Annotated in this window: 21 protein-coding genes; 19 read left to right on the forward strand and 2 right to left on the reverse strand. The window is 70.0% G+C overall.

The features are described 5' to 3' along the window. The first annotated feature begins 58 nt into the window (after nt 1-58). The 3 genes from IF89_RS0121235 (at nt 59) to IF89_RS0121245 (ending at nt 3,122) form a co-directional block, all read left to right on the forward strand. The gene (locus IF89_RS0121235; protein WP_234327835.1) at nt 59-1,381 is read left to right on the forward strand and encodes a site-2 protease family protein; all 1,323 of its coding nucleotides are present in this window, start codon (nt 59-61) and stop codon (nt 1,379-1,381) included. Nucleotides 1,382-1,399: 18 nt separating this feature from the next. Next, on the forward strand, nt 1,400-2,296 hold the full coding sequence (locus IF89_RS0121240; RefSeq protein ID WP_030770348.1) for a tRNA (adenine-N1)-methyltransferase: 897 nt from the start codon (nt 1,400-1,402) through the stop codon (nt 2,294-2,296). Nucleotides 2,297-2,507: 211 nt separating this feature from the next. Next, on the forward strand, nt 2,508-3,122 hold the full coding sequence (locus IF89_RS0121245) for a hypothetical protein (protein ID WP_030770350.1): 615 nt from the start codon (nt 2,508-2,510) through the stop codon (nt 3,120-3,122). A gap of 4 nt (nt 3,123-3,126) precedes the next feature. Here the strand turns inward: IF89_RS0121245 and IF89_RS0121250 are convergent, their stop codons facing one another. Further along, nucleotides 3,127-3,447 carry a ferredoxin gene (locus tag IF89_RS0121250; RefSeq protein WP_030770353.1) on the reverse strand — a complete coding sequence of 107 codons (321 nt, stop codon included), beginning with the start codon at nt 3,445-3,447 and terminating at the stop codon, nt 3,127-3,129. Nucleotides 3,448-3,711: 264 nt separating this feature from the next. On the opposite strand from IF89_RS0121250, the gene arc reads away from it, so the two are divergent. From arc to prcA, 6 genes are all read left to right on the forward strand, one after another. Then, entirely contained in the window at nt 3,712-5,478 is a 1,767-nt protein-coding gene (arc, locus tag IF89_RS0121255) for a proteasome ATPase (RefSeq protein ID WP_030770358.1), read from the forward strand. Between the two features lie 263 nt (nt 5,479-5,741). Beyond that, entirely contained in the window at nt 5,742-7,253 is a 1,512-nt protein-coding gene (gene dop, locus IF89_RS0121260) for a depupylase/deamidase Dop (protein WP_420706951.1), read from the forward strand. A 173-nt stretch (nt 7,254-7,426) separates the two neighbouring features. Beyond that, on the forward strand, nt 7,427-7,639 hold the full coding sequence (locus tag IF89_RS0121265) for a ubiquitin-like protein Pup (protein WP_030233608.1): 213 nt from the start codon (nt 7,427-7,429) through the stop codon (nt 7,637-7,639). A 117-nt stretch (nt 7,640-7,756) separates the two neighbouring features. Beyond that, nucleotides 7,757-8,269 carry an endonuclease VII domain-containing protein gene (locus tag IF89_RS0121270; RefSeq protein ID WP_078628430.1) on the forward strand — a complete coding sequence of 171 codons (513 nt, stop codon included), beginning with the start codon at nt 7,757-7,759 and terminating at the stop codon, nt 8,267-8,269. After that, entirely contained in the window at nt 8,221-9,060 is an 840-nt protein-coding gene (gene prcB, locus IF89_RS0121275; protein WP_030770363.1) for a proteasome subunit beta, read from the forward strand. Before IF89_RS0121270 ends, prcB begins: the two co-directional genes overlap by 49 nt. Nucleotides 9,061-9,103: 43 nt before the next feature. Further along, a complete protein-coding gene (gene prcA / locus IF89_RS0121280) occupies nt 9,104-9,868 on the forward strand; it encodes a proteasome subunit alpha (RefSeq protein ID WP_030770365.1) in 765 nt (254 codons plus the stop codon). Nucleotides 9,869-9,939: 71 nt separating this feature from the next. Here the strand turns inward: prcA and IF89_RS0121285 are convergent, their stop codons facing one another. Then, nucleotides 9,940-10,938, reverse strand: coding sequence for a LacI family DNA-binding transcriptional regulator (locus tag IF89_RS0121285; protein WP_030770367.1), 999 nt, complete (start codon nt 10,936-10,938; stop codon nt 9,940-9,942). Between the two features lie 135 nt (nt 10,939-11,073). Here IF89_RS0121285 and IF89_RS0121290 point away from each other — a divergent pair, with 135 nt between their 5' ends. From IF89_RS0121290 to tatC, 10 genes are all read left to right on the forward strand, one after another. Next, nucleotides 11,074-12,336, forward strand: a complete 1,263-nt coding sequence (locus IF89_RS0121290) for an MFS transporter (protein ID WP_051807375.1) — start codon at nt 11,074-11,076, stop codon at nt 12,334-12,336. Between the two features lie 140 nt (nt 12,337-12,476). After that, the gene (pafA, locus tag IF89_RS0121295) at nt 12,477-13,838 is read left to right on the forward strand and encodes a Pup--protein ligase (protein WP_030655944.1); all 1,362 of its coding nucleotides are present in this window, start codon (nt 12,477-12,479) and stop codon (nt 13,836-13,838) included. A 115-nt stretch (nt 13,839-13,953) separates the two neighbouring features. Further along, nucleotides 13,954-14,895, forward strand: coding sequence for an FKBP-type peptidyl-prolyl cis-trans isomerase (locus IF89_RS0121300; protein ID WP_030770372.1), 942 nt, complete (start codon nt 13,954-13,956; stop codon nt 14,893-14,895). Nucleotides 14,896-14,933: 38 nt separating this feature from the next. Further along, on the forward strand, nt 14,934-15,314 hold the full coding sequence (locus IF89_RS0121305) for an FKBP-type peptidyl-prolyl cis-trans isomerase (RefSeq protein WP_043194213.1): 381 nt from the start codon (nt 14,934-14,936) through the stop codon (nt 15,312-15,314). A 125-nt stretch (nt 15,315-15,439) separates the two neighbouring features. Then, on the forward strand, nt 15,440-16,396 hold the full coding sequence (locus tag IF89_RS0121310) for a helix-turn-helix transcriptional regulator (RefSeq protein WP_030770378.1): 957 nt from the start codon (nt 15,440-15,442) through the stop codon (nt 16,394-16,396). Nucleotides 16,397-16,499: 103 nt separating this feature from the next. Continuing rightward, nucleotides 16,500-17,468, forward strand: a complete 969-nt coding sequence (locus IF89_RS0121315) for a helix-turn-helix transcriptional regulator (protein WP_030770380.1) — start codon at nt 16,500-16,502, stop codon at nt 17,466-17,468. A gap of 14 nt (nt 17,469-17,482) precedes the next feature. Continuing rightward, on the forward strand, nt 17,483-17,710 hold the full coding sequence (locus IF89_RS0121320; protein ID WP_030770382.1) for a hypothetical protein: 228 nt from the start codon (nt 17,483-17,485) through the stop codon (nt 17,708-17,710). A 37-nt stretch (nt 17,711-17,747) separates the two neighbouring features. Then, nucleotides 17,748-17,936 carry a hypothetical protein gene (locus IF89_RS0121325; protein WP_420706952.1) on the forward strand — a complete coding sequence of 63 codons (189 nt, stop codon included), beginning with the start codon at nt 17,748-17,750 and terminating at the stop codon, nt 17,934-17,936. Nucleotides 17,937-18,104: 168 nt separating this feature from the next. Beyond that, nucleotides 18,105-18,398, forward strand: a complete 294-nt coding sequence (gene tatA / locus IF89_RS0121330) for a Sec-independent protein translocase subunit TatA (RefSeq protein WP_030770387.1) — start codon at nt 18,105-18,107, stop codon at nt 18,396-18,398. A 47-nt stretch (nt 18,399-18,445) separates the two neighbouring features. Continuing rightward, nucleotides 18,446-19,411 (forward strand): twin-arginine translocase subunit TatC, encoded by a 966-nt coding sequence (tatC, locus tag IF89_RS0121335; RefSeq protein WP_030770390.1) that lies wholly within the window; start codon nt 18,446-18,448, stop codon nt 19,409-19,411. Nucleotides 19,412-19,416: the final 5 nt, after the last annotated feature.

Here is a 19,416-nt window from a genome sequence, read left to right on the forward strand (position 1 = left end):
CTACGACCCGCGACCGACAGCACGCGCATACCATCGACGCAAAGCCCCCTCGCACTGCATGATCGGAGCATCACCAGGCGCTGCGCAGACCCCGCCGCACCCGACGACGACACCCCAGCGACCCCGGCGACCGAGCCCAGCGAACCCCCGGCGCACCACCGGCACCGAACGAAGGACAGACGTGGCAGACACCGACCAGACCGACGAGCGCGAAAAGCGGCGCTCCGGACCGGGCGGCGGACTCCTCATGGGCCGCCCCTTCGGCGTGCCCGTCTACGTCTCACCCAGCTGGTTCCTCGTCGCCGCCCTCATCACCTGGGTCTTCGGCGACCAGCTCGACCGAGTCCTGCCCGACCTCGGACCCGTCCGCTACCTCGTCTCCCTCTTCTTCGCCGTCGCCTTCTACGCCTCCGTCCTCGTCCACGAGCTCGCCCACACCGTCGCCGCCCTCCGCTTCAAACTCCCCGTCCGCCGCATCCAGCTCCAGTTCTTCGGCGGAGTCTCCGAGATCGAGAAGGAGACCGAGACCCCCGGCCGCGAATTCGTCCTCGCCTTCGTCGGCCCCCTGCTCTCCCTGCTCCTCGCCGGAGCCTTCTACCTCGGCATGAACGCCGTGGACCCCGCCACCGTCCCCGGCGTCCTCCTCGCCGGCCTCATGATCTCCAACCTGCTCGTCGCCGCCTTCAACCTCCTGCCCGGCCTCCCCCTCGACGGCGGCCGCATGCTCCGCGCCGTCATCTGGGGCATCACCGGCAAACCCATGGCCGGCACCGTCGCCGCCGCCTGGGTCGGCCGCGCCCTCGCCGTCGCCGTCCTGCTGGGCCTGCCCCTCCTCACCCACACCGGACTCCTCGGCAACCGCACCGACGAGATCGGCGGCATGGACACCGTCATGGACGCCCTCCTCGCCGCGATCCTCGCCGCCATCATCTGGACCGGAGCCGGCAACAGCCTCCGCATGGCCCGCCTGCGCGAACACCTCCCCGAACTGCGCGCCCGCACCCTCACCCGCCGCGCCATCCCCGTCGAGAGCACCACCCCCCTCAGCGAAGCCCTCCGCCGCGCCAACGAAGCAGGCGCCCGCGCCCTCGTCGTCGTCGACGGCCAGGGCGACCCCACCGCCATCGTCCGGGAGAGCGCCATCGCCTCCGTCCCCGAGCACCGCCGCCCTTGGGTCGCCGTCAGCACCCTCGCCCAGGACCTCACCGACGGCATGAAGGTTTCCGCGGAACTCACCGGCGAGGCACTCCTCGACCACCTCCGCGCCACCCCCGCCACCGAATACCTCGTCCTCGAACCCGACGGCGCCATCTACGGCGTCCTGTCCACCCTCGACGTCGAGAAGGCCTTCGTGAAGGCCATGGCACGGCCCCAGTCCTGAAGCCAATACACTGGTCACATGTCCGAACCGACCGGTGCCGCCCGCCGACGCGGGCCCTTCAAGGTCGGGGACCAGGTTCAGCTCACCGACCCCAAGGGCCGCCACTACACGTTCACGCTCGAAGCCGGGAAGAATTTCCACACCCACAAGGGTTCCTTCCCCCACGACGAGCTGATCGGTGCTCCCGAAGGCAGTGTTGTCCGTACCACGGGGAACGTCGCGTACCTCGCGCTGCGCCCCCTGCTCCCCGACTACGTCCTGTCCATGCCCCGCGGCGCCGCCGTGGTCTACCCCAAGGACGCGGGCCAGATCCTGGCCTTCGCCGACATCTTCCCCGGCGCCCGCGTCGTGGAAGCGGGCGTGGGCTCCGGCTCCCTGAGCAGCTTCCTGCTGCGCGCCATCGGCGACCAGGGCATGCTCCACAGCTACGAGCGCCGCGCCGACTTCGCCGAGATCGCCACCGCCAACGTGGAACGCTACTTCGGCGGCCCCCACCCGGCCTGGCAGCTCACCGTCGGCGACCTCCAGGACAACCTGTCCGACACCGACGTCGACCGCGTCATCCTCGACATGCTCGCCCCCTGGGAATGCCTGGACGCCGTCTCCAAGGCCCTCGTCCCCGGCGGCATCCTCTGCTGCTACGTCGCCACCACCACCCAGCTGTCCAAGACCGTCGAGTCCATCCGCGAGATCGGCTGCTTCGCCGAGCCGCAGCCCTGGGAATCGATGATCCGCAACTGGCACGTGGAAGGCCTCGCCGTCCGCCCGGACCACCGCATGATCGGCCACACCGGCTTCCTCGTCACCGCCCGCCGCCTCGCGGACGGCGTCGAGCCCCCCATGCGCCGCCGCCGCCCCGCCAAGGGCGCCTACGGCGAGGACTACGACGGCCCCGGCAGCGACCGCTCCGCCTGACGCCCCCGGACCGCATCCCGGCCCCGGCCGAGGCTCCCCGGTGCGACCCAACACGACGGCGCTGCGGCGCAGTTCCCCCCACCCCGGAGGAACTGTGCCGCAGCGCCTTTTCGTTACCCGTGCGACGACCTCGGACCCTGCCGTTCCACCCCCGTGTGAGATGTGGCACGATGCTGGCTCCCCGTCACCCTTCGCACAGGAGACACCCCGCGTGCAGCACACCCCCGCCACGCCGGCAACCACGGCCCCCCGGGCCCACACCCGGACCAGGCCCCACCACTGGCTCGCCACGGCCACCGCCCTGGCCGCCGTGATCGCCGCAGCGGGACTCGTGCAGCCGGCCACCGGAACCCCCGCCGCCCCGAGCGGCACCACCGCCGCCGGCCGGGAACCCGCCGCGAAGGGCCCCCGAGCCGCCGCCCCCGACGCCGCGGCCGCCGCATTCCCCCTCGACTGCAAGGGCGCACCCCGCACCGTCACCGCCACCGCCCACGGCGACCTCGACGGCGACGGCCGCCCCGAAACCGTGGCGGCCGTCCGCTGCGACGCCGGCTCCGGCACCCCGCCCCACGCGCTCTACGTACTCACCCAGGACACCGCCGAAGGCAGCCGCCCCCGCGTCGTCGCCACCCTCCTGGACACCCCGCAGCGCCGGACCGCCACGGAACTCACCGTGCGCGACCGGACCGTCACCGCCGACCTCCTCGGCTACTCCGGCCCCGACGTCCCCCGCTGCTGCCCCGACACCAAGCAGCTCGCCAAGTGGCGCTGGACCGACGGAAAATTCCGCCAGGAGCTGACGGACTCAGCCGCCCGGAGTGTTTGAAACGTCACTCCGCGTCCGGACCGAAGACCTCCACCCCGTCCGAAACGCGCCTTACGTGAATGCAGTCACCCGGACATTCCTTCGCCGAGTCCACCACGTCCTGGAGCAGCGGCAGCGGGACCGGAGTGGTCGCCCCCACCTCCTGCAGCAGCTCGTCGTCCGCGCTCTTCACGTACGCCAGACCGTCGATGTCCAGCTCGAACACCTCCGGCGCGTACTGCGCGCAGATGCCGTCCCCGGTGCAGAGGTCCTGGTCGATCCAGACCTCAAGCGGCTCGCCCGTCCCACCGGCGCCGCCCGTCGGAGCCTCCTGCTGCACGGTCATATCTCCTGCCGTTCCCTGCGGTGAGTGATCCATCCCGGTCAGGACCCGCAGCAAGTCGCACGAGCCCTGACGGGTGTTGAACACTTCGACCTTACAACCGGCTGCTTCCCGAGTTTGATGGGTGGGTATTTCCTTGGCGTGAGGGAGTACGCAAGGGTGAAGATCGGACACACCTCTATCGTCTTTGTGATCTAGGGGTTTCAATCACCACCAGCCCAGGTAGGGTCAGGAAGCGTCCAGCTCCCCTTGGAGGAGGTGAGGACCGTGGCAGCCCACGACGACGACATCAACCGCGGCATCCGGCCCGCGCGAGGGTCCGAGGACCCCGCCGGCCAGGTTGCCTATCTCGAGCAGGAAATCGCCGTCCTGCGACGCAAGCTCGCCGACTCTCCGCGACACACGAGGATTCTCGAAGAGCGGATCGTCGAGCTCCAGACAAATCTGGCCGGCGTCTCCGCACAGAACGAACGACTGGCGAATACCCTCCGTGAGGCCCGCGACCAGATCGTGGCCCTCAAGGAAGAAGTCGACCGGCTCGCACAGCCGCCGGCAGGCTTCGGTGTCTTCCTCCAGGCGAACGAGGACGGCACCGTCGACATCTTCACCGGAGGCCGAAAGCTCCGCGTGAACGTCAGCCCCAGCGTCGACCCGGAAGACCTCCGGCGCGGCCAGGAGGTCATGCTCAACGAGGCCCTCAACGTGGTCGAGGCCATGGAATACGAGCGGGCCGGGGACATCGTCACCCTCAAGGAGATCCTGGAGGACGGCGAGCGCGCCCTGGTCGTCGGGCACACCGACGAGGAACGGGTGGTGAGGCTCGCCGAGCCGCTCCTGGACACCACCATCCGTCCCGGCGACGCCCTCCTGCTCGAACCCCGCTCCGGCTACGTCTACGAGGTCGTCCCCAAGAGCGAGGTCGAGGACCTGGTCCTCGAAGAGGTCCCCGACATCGACTACGACAAGATCGGCGGCCTGGGCGACCAGATCGAGCTGATCCGCGACGCGGTCGAGCTCCCGTACCTCTACCCCGACCTGTTCAAGGAACACGAACTGCGGCCCCCGAAGGGCATCCTGCTCTACGGCCCGCCCGGCTGCGGCAAGACGCTCATCGCCAAGGCCGTCGCCAACTCCCTTGCCAAGAAGGTCGCCGAGGTGACCGGACAGGCCCAGGGCAAGTCCTACTTCCTGAACATCAAGGGCCCCGAGCTCCTCAACAAGTACGTCGGCGAGACCGAGCGGCACATCCGCCTGGTCTTCCAGCGGGCCCGCGAGAAGGCGAGCGAGGGGACACCCGTCATCGTCTTCTTCGACGAGATGGAATCCCTCTTCCGCACCCGCGGATCCGGCGTCAGCTCCGACGTCGAGAACACCATCGTCCCCCAGCTCCTCGCCGAGATCGACGGCGTCGAGGGCCTGGAGAACGTCATCGTCATCGGCGCCTCCAACCGCGAGGACATGATCGACCCGGCCATCCTGCGCCCCGGCCGACTCGACGTGAAGATCAAGATCGAGCGCCCGGACGCCGAGGCGGCGAAGGACATCTTCGCGAAGTACCTCAAGGCCTCGCTGCCCCTGCACACGGACGACCTGTCCGAACACCAGGGCTCCACGGCCGGCACCGTCCACAGCATGATCCAGACCGTCGTCGAGCAGATGTACGCCGAAAGCGAGGAAAACCGCTTCCTCGAGGTCACGTACGCCAACGGCGACAAGGAAGTCCTCTACTTCAAGGACTTCAACTCCGGCGCGATGATCCAGAACATCGTCGACCGGGCCAAGAAGATGGCCATCAAGGCCTTCCTCGAACACAACCAGAAGGGGCTCCGCGTCTCCCACCTCCTCCAGGCCTGCGTGGACGAGTTCAAGGAGAACGAGGACCTGCCCAACACCACCAACCCGGACGACTGGGCCCGCATCTCCGGCAAGAAGGGCGAGCGGATCGTATTCATCCGCACACTCGTCACCGGAAAGCAAGGCGCGGACACCGGACGCTCCATCGACACGGTGGCGAACACCGGCCAGTACCTCTGAACCGGAGCGGCTGCGGATGCCCTCCCCGGGCATCCGCAGCCGACTGCTTTACCCCACCGCATGACCGGCCGTATTCCGGCCGGTGACAGGGCGGATTCAATGACGGAAATGATCTCCCCACCAGCGCGCAGTGGTTCTAGGCTCTTGCGTACCGCCGGTCGCGCAGTGCGGGGACGGGCACCGCACAGTCACACGCACCGGAGCACCAGCGGTACTTGAGCGCCGCCCCCGTCAGGGGGGCGCCGCCGGGCAAGGAGGGCCGCATGACCGTACGGCGAGTAATGGGGATCGAGACGGAGTACGGGATCTCCGTCCCCGGTCACCCGAACGCCAATGCCATGCTCACCTCGTCCCAGATCGTCAACGCCTACGCGGCGGCGATGCACCGGGCGCGACGCGCCCGCTGGGACTTCGAGGAGGAGAACCCGCTGCGGGACGCCCGCGGCTTCGACCTCGCCCGCGAGGCCGCCGACAGCAGCCAGCTGACCGACGAGGACATCGGCCTCGCCAACGTCATCCTGACGAACGGCGCACGCCTCTACGTCGACCACGCGCACCCCGAGTACAGCTCCCCGGAGATCACCAACCCGCTCGACGCCGTCCTCTGGGACAAGGCCGGCGAACGGATCATGGCCGAGGCCGCAGAACGGGCCGCCCAGCTGCCCGGGGCCCAGCCGATCCACCTCTACAAGAACAACACCGACAACAAGGGCGCCTCCTACGGCACGCACGAGAACTACCTGATGAAGCGGGAGACCCCCTTCTCGGAGATCGTGCGCCACCTGACCCCCTTCTTCGTCTCGCGACAGGTCGTGACCGGAGCAGGGCGCGTGGGCATCGGCCAGGACGGTCGCGAGCACGGCTTCCAGATCAGCCAGCGCGCCGACTACTTCGAGGTCGAGGTCGGCCTGGAGACCACCCTGAAGCGGCCCATCATCAACACCCGCGACGAGCCGCACTCCGACGCCGAGAAGTACCGCCGGCTCCACGTGATCATCGGCGACGCCAACCTCTCGGAGATCTCCACCTACCTCAAGCTCGGTACCACGGCGCTCGTCCTGTCCATGATCGAGGACGGGTTCATCGGCGTCGACCTGGCCGTCGACCAGCCCGTACGCACCCTCCACCACGTCTCCCACGACCCCTCCCTGAAGTACCTGATCACGCTGCGCAGCGGCCGGACACTGACCGCGGTGCAGCTGCAGATGGAGTACTTCGAGCTGGCCAGGAAGTACGTGGACGAGCGTTTCGGCACGGACGCGGACGAGCAGACCAAGGACGTGCTGTCCCGCTGGGAGGACGTGCTGGGCCGGCTGGAGAGCGACCCGATGAGCCTGTCGGGCGAGCTGGACTGGATCGCCAAGCGGGAGATCCTGGAGGGCTACCGGCGCCGGGACGGCCTGGACTGGGACGCGGCGCGGCTGCACCTGGTGGACCTCCAGTACTCGGACGTACGGCCCGACAAGGGCCTGTACAACCGCCTGGTGGCCCGCGGGAAGATGAAGCGGCTGGTGGAGGAGTCCGCGGTCGAGCGGGCTCGGAGCAAGCCCCCGGAGGACACGAGGGCCTACTTCCGCGGGCGCTGCCTGGAGCAGTACGCGGACGACGTGGCCGCGGCCTCCTGGGACTCGGTGATCTTCGACCTCCCGGGCCGGGACTCGCTCCAGCGCGTCCCGACCCTGGAGCCCCTGCGGGGGACCCGCAACCACGTCAAGGAGCTCCTGGACCGCTGCCGCACGGCGGAGGACCTGGTCCGGGTGCTTTCGGGGCGGTGAACGCGGCTGAAAGCCCTCCGGGCCGGGAATCATGAAGAGAACCGGACTGTGAAAGTACCGGGACGAATGTCGGACCCTCCTAGTAGGGTCCGACATAGGGTCTGATCTTGAGAGATCCCGAATTCCCTGGGTCTCTCGACGTGAGCGTGCGAACCGAGCGGGGTGAGGTAGACATGGCGACCAAGGACACCGGCGGCGGACAGCAGAAGGCGACGCGCTCGACCGAGGAGGTCGAGGAGGCGGCGGTCGAGGAATCGACCGACCTCAAGGAGCGCCAGGAGAAGCTCTCCGACGACGTCGACTCCGTACTCGACGAAATCGATGATGTGCTCGAGGAGAACGCCGAGGATTTCGTGCGCTCCTTCGTTCAGAAGGGTGGCGAGTGATTCCTCCTTCGATTCGAAGGTGGGGTGACTCGGGGAGGGTGAGTGGTGGGGGCGTCGAAGCAATGTCCACGATGCGGCTTACGCAAGTCGTTCGCGGATTTCGCTTCAAATAAGGCCATGCGTGACGGCCTGCAGTGCTACTGCAGGCCGTGCGCGGCCGAGTATCACCAGCAGCGCCAGAAGGCCAAGGGTAAGAGTGTTCGTCCCCGCGTCGAAGCGCCGGTGGGGTACAAGTACTGCCGCCGGTGCGGGGAGATCAAGCCCCACTCGGATTGGGACCGGAACAAGACGGCTTCGGACGGATTGTCGACGCGATGTAAGGCGTGTCGCGCGGTCGAAAGCCGGGTGGGTCATCTGAAGCGCTCCTACGGCATCACAGAGGCGGAGCGCGACGAAATGATCGCGGTCCGGAACGGTCTCTGCTGGATCTGTCTGAAGGCTCCGGCCGTGCATGTGGATCACTGCCACGAGACGGGTAAGGTCCGAGGCGTACTGTGCTTCAACTGCAACTCGGCCATCGGCAAGTTGGGAGACGATCCCGACACCCTGCGTAGGGCCATCTCATACTTGGAGGGACAGGCGTGGAAGCCAACAATCGTGGCACAGGGCGTCTACCGGCAGCCTTCCTGACGCCGGGGTCCTCGTCCTTCATGGACTTCCTGGGCGCGCACTCGCCCGAGATGCTGCCCGGCAACCGCAAGCTGCCGGAGGGTGTCGTCGAGGCGCCGCACGGGACGACCATCGTGGCCGCCACCTTCCCCGGCGGGGTCGTGCTCGCCGGTGACCGGCGGGCGACCATGGGGAACATGATCGCGCAGCGGGACATCGAGAAGGTGTTCCCGGCGGACGAGTACTCCGCCGTCGGCATCGCCGGTACGGCCGGCCTGGCCGTGGAGATGGTCAAGCTGTTCCAGCTGGAGCTGGAGCACTTCGAGAAGGTGGAGGGCACGACGCTCTCGCTGGAGGGCAAGGCCAACCGGCTCTCCACCATGATCCGCAGCAACCTCGGCATGGCGATGCAGGGGCTGGCCGTGGTGCCGCTCTTCGCCGGCTACGACGAGGCCAAGGAGAAGGGCCGGATCTTCTCCTACGACGTCACCGGCGGCCGCTCCGAGGAGCACGGCTACGCGGCGACCGGTTCCGGTTCGATCTTCGCGCGGGGCTCCATGAAGAAGCTCTACCGCCCGGACCTGACCGAGGAGCAGGCCACCACGCTGGTGGTGCAGGCGCTGTACGACGCCGCCGACGACGACTCGGCGACCGGGGGGCCGGACCTGTACCGCCACATCTACCCGATCGTCACCGTCATCACCGACGAGGGCTTCCGCAGGCTGAGCGAGGAGGAGTCGCAGGCGCTCGCCCGCTCGGTCACCGATCGTCGTCTCGAGCAGCCCGACGGCCCGCGCGCCGCCCTGCTCTGACCGCTCGTCACCTCGTCGCCCAGTAGAAAGGGACGGAAAGCCGGTGTCGACTCCGTTCTATGTGTCACCCCAGCAGGCCATGGCCGACCGGGCGGAATACGCCCGGAAGGGCATTGCCCGCGGTCGCAGCCTGGTCGTGCTGCAGTACGCCGACGGCATCGTGTTCGTCGGTGAGAACCCGTCCCGTGCGCTGCACAAGTTCAGCGAGATCTACGACCGGATCGGCTTCGCGGCCGCCGGCAAGTACAACGAGTACGAGAACCTGCGGATCGGCGGTGTGCGGTACGCGGATCTGCGCGGATACACCTATGACCGTGATGATGTGACGGCCCGTGGGCTGGCGAACGTGTATGCGCAGACCCTCGGCACCATCTTCTCCTCGGCCGGTGAGAAGCCGTACGAGGTGGAGCTGGTGGTGGCGGAGGTCGGTGCGACGGCGGCCGGTGACCAGATCTACCGGCTGCCGCACGACGGGTCGATCGTGGACGAGCACGGTTCGGTGGCGGTCGGTGGCAACGCCGAGCAGATCAGCAGCTATCTGGACCAGCGCCACCGGGACGGGATGACGCTGTCGGAGGCGTTGAAGCTGGCCGTGGCGGCGCTGTCCAGTCAGGCCAACGGTGCCGACAAGGCGATTCCGGCGGAGCGGCTGGAGGTGGCGGTGCTGGACCGGACGCGGTCGCAGCAGCGCAAGTTCAAGCGGATCCGCGGCCGGCAGCTGGCGCGGCTGCTGGAGGCGGACGTGCCGGCTGCGGCGCAGGCGGACGCGGTGTCGAACGACGAGGCGCCGGAGGACGACGCCGAGTAGGACGTCGGGCGGGGTCTCTGTGCGGCCCCGGTCGCCCCTTGGGGGTGGCCGGGGCTTCGTCGTGTCCGGGCTCAGGGTGCCGGGGCGGGGCCGGTGGATTCGCGCATGACGAGGGTGACGGGGATGTCGGGGGCGGTCCAGGGGGTGCCTTCCAGGACGGCGAGGAGGGCGGTCATGCCCTGTTCGCCGACGCGTTCGGCGGGGAGGTGGACGGTGGTGAGTTCGGGTTCGACGGCGGTGGCGAGGGCGAGGTCGTCGAAGCCGGTGACGGAGAGGTCCTCGGGGACGCGCAGGCCGAGGCGGCGGGCGGCCTTGCAGGCGCCGGCGGCGAGGATGTCGTCGTCGCAGACGAGGGCGGTGGGTCGGCCGTGGGGGTCCGCGAGGGCGGTCTCCATGGCCGTACGGGCGCCGTGGACGGTGAGGGGGGACCGTACGGTGCGCAGTTCGGTGCCGGGGCCGAGGAGGGCGCCGAGGGCCTGGGCGCGGGTGGTGAAGGTCCAGGAGTCGACGGCGGAGGCGAGGTGGAGGAAGCGTCGGTGGCCGAGGGCGAGGAGGTGCTCGGTGATCTGGCGCATGCCGTCGGCCATGGCGAGGTTGACGTGGGCTGCGGCTGCTCCGGCGCGGGGGTCGCTGTCGAGCATGACGAGGGGGAGGGTGTCGCCGCCGATGGCGTGGAGGGTGTGGGCGGCCATGGAGGAGGCGATGACCCCGTCGAGGGCGGCTCGGGCGGAGGCGAAGGGGTCGCGGGCGGGGCCGGTGCCGTCGGGGGAGGGGTAGAGGACGACGCCGAAGCCGTGCTCGGCGGCGACGCGGGCGGCGCCGGTGTAGACGCGGGCGAAGAACTCGTTGGTGAGAGCGGGGACGACGAGGAGGGCGGTGCGGGTGGAGCCGAGGCGGAGGTTGCGGGCGGCGAGGTTGGGCCGGTAGCCGAGCCGGGTGGCGGTCTCGCGGACGAGGGCGGCGGTGCGTTCGGAGACGCGGCCGGGCCATTTGTCGCCGAGGACGAGGGAGACGGTGGCCTGGGAGACCCCGGCGGCGGTGGCCACGTCGCGGCTGGTGGGTCTCGTCACAGGGGGCTCCTGTCGTGCGAGGTGGGGGGTGGTTCGGTGGCCCGTGGGGTGGACCGGTGGACTGTGGCCATGGTACGTATGACGCGTCGAGTTATACGTATTACCCCGGCTGGGTCCGGGCAGAAGGGGGCCGTCATGGCCGCGGGATACGCCGAGCTGCTGGGTACCCGGCACGCCGCGAGGCTGCTGGTGGGCACGCTGGTCGGCAGGCTGCCGAACGCCACCGCCCCGATCGCGATCGTGCTGTTCACGCGCGCGGAGGGCGGCAGCTACAGCCTCGCGGGCGCGCTGGCCGCCGTGTACGGGTTGGCGAACGCCGTGGGCCAGCCGCTGCTGGGGCGGGCGGTCGACCTGTTCGGGCAGCCGCGGGTGCAGCTGCCGGCGGCCCTGCTGTCCGCGCTGGGCATGGTGTGGCTGGCACTGGCGGGCACCGGTTCGGTGGGGGCGGCGTATGCGGCGGTGGTGGTCGGCGGGCTCTTCACGCCGCCGCTGGAGGGCGGGCTGCGGGCCCTGTGGCCGAGCGTGCTGGGGGGCCGTGAGGAGAAGGTGCACGCGGCGTACGCGATGGACGCGGTGGCCCAGGAGGTGATGTTCACCGTCGGTCCGCTGCTGGTGACGCTGTTCGTGGCGGTGTGGTCGCCGGCCGGGGCGCTGCTGGCGCTGAACGCGATCGGGGTGCTGGGTGCGCTGTCGGTCGTGGTCAGTGAGCCGTCGCGGACGTGGCGTTCGCAGCCGCGGGAGGCGCACTGGCTGGGTGCCCTGCGCTCGCGGGGGCTGTTGGCGCTGCTGGGGGCGTTCTTCTTCGTGGGGACGGCGCTGGGTTCGATCACGGTGGCCGGTGTGGCGTACGCGGACGGCCACGGGGGCCAGGCGGTCTACGGCTGGCTGATGGCGGCGCTGGGACTGGGCGCGCTGGTCGGCGGTGTGGTCTACGGGGCGCGGCAGTGGCCGGGTGCGCCGGAGCGGCGGCTGCGGCTGCTGGTGGCGCTGCTGGCGGTCTGCTACCTGCCGCTGCTGCTGACGCCGGGGGTGGTGGCGATGACGGCGCTGGGGGCGCTGTCGGGGGTGTTCCTGGCGCCTGCGCTGGCGTGTGCGTTCATCGTGGTGGACCGGCATGCGCCGTCGGGCACGGTGACGGAGGCGTTCTCGTGGCTGGTCACCTTCTTCGGGGTGGGCGCGGCCATCGGTACGGCGGCCGCGGGGCCGGCGGTGGAGCTGGGCGGCACGCCGTGGGGCTTCGGGGTGGCGTGCGCCGCGGGCGGTGCGGCGCTGCTCGTGCTGATGGTGACTCAGGGGGTGCTGTCGACGCCGGGGCACGGCCGTGCGGTGGCGGGCTCGGTGCAGGAAGCGCCGGGCGGCCCCGGCGAGGTGGCTCCCCGGGCCCGGTCGGCGCAGTGACGGGCGGGCGCGCCAGGGTGGCGCGCCCGTGGTGTTCGGCGGTCGCCCGCCCGCCGTTCGGCGGCATGCTCGGGGGGACTGATCGAAACGGCGGCGGCGAACCCGGTTTCAGAAGAGGGCAGAAGGCGTAATGTTCAGTCATGGACCGCCGCATTTTCGGGCTGGAGAACGAGTACGGCGTCACGTGCACGTTCAGGGGACAGCGCCGACTGTCTCCTGACGAAGTGGCGCGCTACCTCTTCCGCCGTGTCGTGTCATGGGGCCGCAGCAGCAATGTCTTCCTGCGGAACGGCGCCCGCCTGTACCTCGATGTGGGTTCGCATCCGGAATATGCAACTCCCGAATGCGACAACGTGACCGAGTTGGTCACCCACGACAAAGCGGGCGAGCGCATTCTCGAAGGACTGCTCGTCGACGCCGAACGCCGCCTGCACGAGGAGGGAATCGCGGGCGACGTCTATCTCTTCAAGAACAACACCGACTCGGCGGGCAACTCGTACGGCTGCCACGAGAACTACCTGGTGGCCCGGCACGGGGAATTCTCCCGCCTGGCGGACATTCTCATTCCGTTCCTCGTCACGCGGCAGCTGATCTGCGGCGCCGGCAAGGTGCTGCAGACCCCTCGGGGTGCGGTCTACTGCGTGAGCCAGCGGGCCGAGCACATCTGGGAGGGCGTCAGTTCCGCGACGACGCGTTCGCGGCCGATCATCAACACGCGCGACGAGCCGCACGCGGACGCGGAGCGGTACCGCCGTCTGCACGTGATCGTCGGCGACTCGAACATGTCCGAGACGACCATGCTGCTGAAGGTCGGGGCGACCGACCTGGTGCTGCGCATGATCGAGGCGGGCACGGTGATGCGGGACCTGACCCTGGAGAACCCGATCCGGGCGATCCGGGAGGTGAGCCACGACATCACGGGCCAGCGCAAGGTGCGCCTGGCGTCCGGCCGGGAGGCCTCCGCGCTGGAGATCCAGCGGGAGTACTACGACAAGGCGGTGGACTTCGCGGAGCGGCGGGGCATCCGTACCGGGGTGGTCGACCAGGTGCTGGAGCTGTGGGGCCGCACGCTGGACGCCATCGAGGCGGAGGACCTGGACCGGATCGGTACCGAGATCGACTGGGTCATGAAGTACCAGCTGATCGAGCGGTACCGGGGCAAGCACAACATGACCATGTCGAATCCGCGGGTGGCTCAGATAGACCTCGCCTACCACGACATCCACCGTCGGCGCGGGCTGTACTACCTGCTGGAGCGCAAGGGGCAGGCTGCGCGGATCTGCAACGACCTCAAGATCTTCGAGGGCAAGTCGGTGCCCCCGCAGACGACGAGGGCGCGGCTGCGCGGCGACTTCATCCGACGGGCGCAGGAGCAGCGGCGGGACTTCACGGTCGACTGGGTGCACCTGAAGCTCAATGACCAGGCGCAGCGGACGGTGCTGTGCAAGGACCCGTTCCGGTCGGTGGACGACCGTGTGGAGAAGCTGATCGCCGGCATGTAGCCGCGCGGCGCGACGTCCCACTTCTCGCCGGGGCCCCGTACGTCTCTCGTACGGGGCCCCGTGCACGGCTTAGAGTGGCGGGCGACCGCCTTGCCGTCTGAGATCTGAGGAACACGTGCGCCGACTTGCCGGCCTGCTTGTCGTACCCCTTCTGCTGCTGTCGACAGCGGCGTGTGGCGACGACAGCGGCTCCGACTCCGCCCAGATGAAGAACGGGGCGCCCGCGATCACCAAGGGTGCCGAGTTCGGGGAGACGCCCACCCTGTCGAAGGGGAAGGGCGAGCCGCCCAAGGAGCTGAAGGTGGTGACCCTCAAGGAGGGCACCGGCCCGGTGCTGAAGAAGGGCGACATCGCCCAGGTCAACTACTACGGGCAGGTCTGGGACGGCAGTGAGCCGTTCGACCAGAGCTTCGGCAAGGGCCAGCCGTTCGACGTGACGATCGGCGCGGGCGCCGTCATCAAGGGCTGGGACCAGGGCCTGGAGGGCCAGAAGGTCGGCAGCCGTGTCGAGCTGGTGATCCCGCCGGACCTCGGTTACGGCGCGCAGGGCTCGCCGCCGAAGATCAAGGGGGACGCCACCCTCGTCTTCGTCGTGGACATCGTCAAGGGCGCCTCGGTGCCGGTGTCCGCCACGGGCAAGGAAGTCGCGCAGGACAACAAGGACCTGCCGAAGGTCGGTACGAACACCGACGGCAAGGAAGTCTCGGTGGCCGTCCCGAAGGACGTCACGCCGCCGGCGAAGCTGGTGTCGAACTACGTCCTGGAGGGCGACGGCCCGGCGGTGACGGACAAGAACAGCGTCGTCGTGAAGTTCCACGGCAAGACCTGGAAGGACGACAAGACCTTCGAGAGCACCTACACCTCCGGCCAGTCGGTGACCTGGCCGCTGGAGCAGCTGCAGGTGAAGGGCCTCAAGGACGGCATCGTCGGCAAGAAGGTCGGCAGCCGCATCCTGCTGGTGATCCCGCCGGACATGGGCTTCGGCGACAAGGAGCAGGGGACCATCCCGGCGAACTCGACGCTGGTCTTCAGCCTCGACATCCTCGCGGTGATGTAAGACTGTCCCGGTTGTCCCATAGTTTGAGGAGCAGTTCCGTGAGCGACAAGCTCGAGAAGCCCGAGATCGACTTCCCCGAGGGCGAGGCCCCGCAGGACCTCGTGATCGAGGACATCTGGCTGGGTGACGGTGCCGAGGCCAAGGCCGGCGACATGGTCGCCGTCCACTACGTGGGCGTGGCCTTCTCCACCGGCGAGGAGTTCGACGCCTCCTGGAACCGCGGTTCCGCGCTCCAGTTCAAGCTCGGTGTCGGCCAGGTCATCACCGGCTGGGACCGCGGCGTGCAGGGTATGAAGGTCGGCGGCCGCCGCAAGCTGGTCATCCCGGCGCACCTCGCGTACGGCGACCGCGGCGCGGGCGGCGCGATCGCCCCGGGCGAGACGCTGATCTTCGTCTGCGACCTGGTGAAGGTCGGCTGAGCGGATCGTCCGCGAGCAGTGCAGGGCCCCTACCGTCCGGTGGGGGCCCTCGCTTTTGCCGGGGACCGCCGGGGCGGTACGGTCAACGGTCACGAGTGTGTGCAGAGAACGGGGGATGGGCGTCGATGGCGATTGCCAAGGCCGAGCGGCTGATGAATCTGGCGCTGTGCCTGCTGGGGACACGCCGGCCGCTGAGCAAGCGCGAGTTGCGCGGTTCGATCGAGGCCTACATGGAAGCCGGCAACGACGAGTCCTTCAACCGGATGTTCGAGCGGGACAAGGACGACCTGCGCGAACTGGGCCTGGTCATCGAGACGGTGGAGAACCTGGAGGGGGAGACGGGCTACCTGGCCCGCCGGGACAGCAACAGGCTGCCTCCCGTCTCCCTGGATGCCGAGGAGGCCGCCGCCCTGGGGCTGGCGGCCAAGGTCTGGCAGCAGGCCCGCCTCGCCGGCGCCGCCAGCGGCGCCCTGCAGAAGCTGCGGGCGGGCGGCATGCCGGAGGCCGGCGACCCGCTCGGGGGCCAGCACAGCGCCATCGAGCCGCGCATCCCGGTCCACGAGGCGGCCTTCGAGCCGCTGATGCTGGCCTGCCGGGACCGCCGACCGGTGGTCTTCGACTACCGCAAGTCGACCGCCGCCCGGCCCGAGACGCGTCAGGTGGAGCCGTGGGCGCTGGAGTGCTGGCGCGGCCACTGGTACCTGGCCGGATACGACCGCGAGCGCGGGGCGGAGCGGGTGTTCCGGCTCTCGCGGATCACGGGGAAGGTTCGCTCCCGGGCGGGCACGTACACCGCTGAGGTCCCCGACGTGGTGACCGTGCGGGAGACCGTGGCGAGCTGGGCCGGCGAGAGCGCGGACCGCTCCGCGCTGATCCGGCTGCGGGCCGGGGCGGGCTACCCGCTGCGGGCGAAGGCCACGGCGGTGTGCGAGGGCAGCGACGGCTGGGACGAGCTGGAGATCCCCTACGGCCACGGCCTCGACGCCTGGCTGGTGGAGTTCGGACCCGATGTCGTCGTGGTCGGCCCCGCCGATCTCCGGGCGGACGTGATGGACCGGCTGCGGGCCGTCGCCCAGGCCTGACAGGCTGGGCGGGAAGCGCCGCCCGCGGCGGCGGACGTCCGCCGCCGCACCCTTTTCGAACCGCGACATCCACAGACGTGCCCTGAGGGGGAGACGTACCAGCATGGCCGCCAACGCCATCGACCAGACCCGCCGCATGCTGTCCCTGGTGACATACCTGCGCGAGCGCCCCGGTGCGCACGTCGCCGACGTCGCGCGTGCCTTCGGCATCACCGAGGACGAGCTGATCTCGGACCTCGACGTGCTGCCCATGTGCGGGACCAGCTTCCGCGGCGGGGACCTGCTCGACATCGACACCGACGGGGAGCGCATCTGGTGGCGCAACCCCGACGCCTCGGGGGAGTCCACCGCCGAGCCGCTGCGGCTCGCCGCCGACGAGGCGACCGCGCTGCTGGTCGCCGCGCGCGCGGTGGCGACCCTGCCGGGGCTGCGCGAGAGCGACCGGGACGCCCTGCTGCGGGCCACCGCCAAGCTGGAGGCGGCCGCGGGCGAGGCGGCCGGCGCCAGCTCCCGGCTGTCGGTGACCTTCGAGTCCGAGGGCGGGGTCTTCGCCGACGTGGACCGGGCCATCGCGGAACGCCGGCGGCTGTGGCTGCGCTACTACTCGCCCGCCCGGGACGAGCTCACCGAGCGCGAGGTCGACCCGATCCGCCTCTTCGCGGTGGGCCACACGTACATGGAGGGGTGGTGCCACCTCTCCGAGGCCCGGCGCACCTTCCGGCTCGACCGGGTCGCCGAGATCCGGCTGCTGGACGAGCGGGCCGAGCCGCCCGCCATCGAGCCGCGCGACCTGTCGGTGGGCCTGGTCCAGCCGTCCGCCGAGGACCCCGAGGTCGTCGTCGAGGTGGGGCCGGGCGGCCGGTGGGTCGCCGAGTACTACCCGCACGACAGCGCCGAGGAGCTCGCCGACGGTGGTCTGCGCATCACGCTGCGCACCCCGGACCCGGGCTCGCTGCGGCGCCTGGCGCTGCGGCTGGGCCGCGACGGGCGCATCACCTCGCCCGCCGAGCTGGCGGACAGCGCGCGCAGCGCCGCGCGGGAGGCCCTCGCGGGGTACGGGGAACAGGTCTGAGGGGATCGGGGTCGATGTCGCCAACGTCCGGGCCCGTCGCCTTCAAGGCCTCCTGCCCCGATTGCCGCGCCCGCTTCGAGCTGGACGCCGGCGCCCTGCGGCTGGCCATCGGCGGCAGCCGCCGTGCCACCTTCTACTCCTTCACGTGTCCCGCGTGCGGCGCCGCCGTCCGCAAACCGGCCGGTGAGCGGATCGTGGAGCTCCTGACCGGCGGCGGCGTGAGCACCCTGCGCAGCATCTGAGGCGCCGGTGGCCTAGGCTCGCCCCATGCTGTGGCCGATGTTCGCAATTGCCCTGGGCTTCGTCGGAGTCTGCGTGCTCGCCGTGCTGGCCGCGCGCGTGTACGCGGAGGTGCGCCGGCTCTCCGCGGAGGTCGCGCTGGCCAGCCGGAGGATCACCGCCGCCTCCGGTGAGCTGGAGCGGGAGGCGGCGGGTCTGGCGCGGGCGGGCCGCGACGCGCGGCCGTGACGGACCGGACGGGCATGTCACCGGGGGGTTGACAACGGGCCAGGACGCAAGACCGGGTACGCCGGGGGATTGCCGGGCGTTAACCCCCGGGGGTTACGATCCTCGGTAGAGACAGTCCCAGGCGCCCGTGCCGGTGCGCTGTGTACCTCGGAGAAAAGGAAGATACCTATGTTCGGCAACCTCAGGGGTTGGGAAATCTTCGTCATTCTCGGAGTCATCATCCTGCTGTTCGGCGCCAAGAAGCTCCCCGACATGGCCCGCTCCCTCGGCAAGTCGGCCCGCATCCTCAAGAGCGAGGCCAAGGCCATGAAGAAGGACGGCGAGGCCGACGACGCGGCCGCCGCCCCCGCCGCCGACCCGTCCGCGCAGCAGCCGGTCGCCCCCCGCACCATCCAGGCAGCCCCCGGTGACGTCACCAGCTCCCGGCCGGTCAGCGAGCCGAACCGCACCGCCCAGGGCTGACGGACGCCCTTCACGCCAGTCAGCTGCAACGAGACGAGGGACGTGGGTTGCTCAAGTCTGCCCGCAAGCAGGGAAAACAAGAACGGAAGGCCAAGGACGCCGAAGGGCGCATGCCTCTCGTCGAGCACCTGCGCGAACTGCGTAACCGCCTGCTGAAGTCGGTCCTGGCGATCCTCGTCATCACGATCGTCGCCGCCTTCTTCTACCGGGACATCATCAACTTCCTGCTGAAGCCGATGCTGGACTCCGTCGGCTGCACCAACGGCGTGGTGACCCAGCGCAACGGGCGCCCCTGCGCCGACATGACCGTGAACGGCCTGATCTCGGCGTTCTCGATCGCCCTGAAGGTCTCGCTGATGGCCGGCGTGGTGCTCTCCGCCCCGGTGTGGCTCTACCAGCTGTGGGCGTTCGCCGCGCCCGGACTGCACAGCCACGAGAAGAAGTACGCCCGCAGCTTCGTCGCCGTCGGCGCGCCGCTGTTCCTCGCCGGCGCCGTGCTCGCGTACAAGATCCTCCCGCAGACCGCGACGATCATGCTGGAGTTCACCCCCGACCACGCGCGCAACCTGCTGCCCGTCGACGACTACCTCGACCTCGTCACCCGCATGGTCATCGTCTTCGGCCTGGCCTTCGAGCTGCCGCTGCTGCTGATCCTGCTGAACTTCACCGGTGTCCTCACCGGCAAGCGGCTGGCCGGCTGGTGGCGCGGCATGGTCCTCGGCATCACCCTCTTCGCCGCCTTCGCCACGCCCACCGGGGACCCGCCGACCATGCTCGCGCTGGCCCTGCCCATCGTGGCCCTGTACTTCGCGGCCCTCGGCCTGTGTCTCCTCAACGACCGCCGGCGCCGCCGCAACGACCCCGACGCGGGCCTGAGCGACGACGAGGCATCCCCGCTCGACCTCACCCCGGAGCCCGTCGGCCGCATGGAGACGGTGGCGGCCCCCGCCGCCCTGCCCGGACAGGCCGACGGCGGACGGCAGCGGATCAACGGGTACGACGACGCCACCTGACAGGT

The sequence above is a fragment of the Streptomyces sp. NRRL F-2664 genome, from assembly GCF_000719345.1.
Classification (GTDB): Bacteria; Actinomycetota; Actinomycetes; order Streptomycetales; family Streptomycetaceae; genus Streptomyces.

Bases quoted from the DNA above. Each gene is read 5' to 3' on its own strand.
- IF89_RS0121235 (WP_234327835.1), top strand. From the start codon at position 59: ATGATCGGAGCATCACCAGGCGCTGCGCAGACCCCGCCGCACCCGACG.
- IF89_RS0121240 (WP_030770348.1), top strand. From the start codon at position 1,400: ATGTCCGAACCGACCGGTGCCGCCCGCCGACGCGGGCCCTTCAAGGTC.
- IF89_RS0121250 (WP_030770353.1), bottom strand. From the start codon at position 3,447: ATGACCGTGCAGCAGGAGGCTCCGACGGGCGGCGCCGGTGGGACGGGC.
- dop (WP_420706951.1), top strand. From the start codon at position 5,742: ATGACCGTACGGCGAGTAATGGGGATCGAGACGGAGTACGGGATCTCC.
- IF89_RS0121265 (WP_030233608.1), top strand. From the start codon at position 7,427: ATGGCGACCAAGGACACCGGCGGCGGACAGCAGAAGGCGACGCGCTCG.
- IF89_RS0121270 (WP_078628430.1), top strand. From the start codon at position 7,757: ATGCGTGACGGCCTGCAGTGCTACTGCAGGCCGTGCGCGGCCGAGTAT.
- IF89_RS0121290 (WP_051807375.1), top strand. From the start codon at position 11,074: ATGGCCGCGGGATACGCCGAGCTGCTGGGTACCCGGCACGCCGCGAGG.
- pafA (WP_030655944.1), top strand. From the start codon at position 12,477: ATGGACCGCCGCATTTTCGGGCTGGAGAACGAGTACGGCGTCACGTGC.
- IF89_RS0121310 (WP_030770378.1), top strand. From the start codon at position 15,440: ATGGCGATTGCCAAGGCCGAGCGGCTGATGAATCTGGCGCTGTGCCTG.
- IF89_RS0121315 (WP_030770380.1), top strand. From the start codon at position 16,500: ATGGCCGCCAACGCCATCGACCAGACCCGCCGCATGCTGTCCCTGGTG.
- IF89_RS0121320 (WP_030770382.1), top strand. From the start codon at position 17,483: ATGTCGCCAACGTCCGGGCCCGTCGCCTTCAAGGCCTCCTGCCCCGAT.
- IF89_RS0121325 (WP_420706952.1), top strand. From the start codon at position 17,748: ATGTTCGCAATTGCCCTGGGCTTCGTCGGAGTCTGCGTGCTCGCCGTG.
- tatA (WP_030770387.1), top strand. From the start codon at position 18,105: ATGTTCGGCAACCTCAGGGGTTGGGAAATCTTCGTCATTCTCGGAGTC.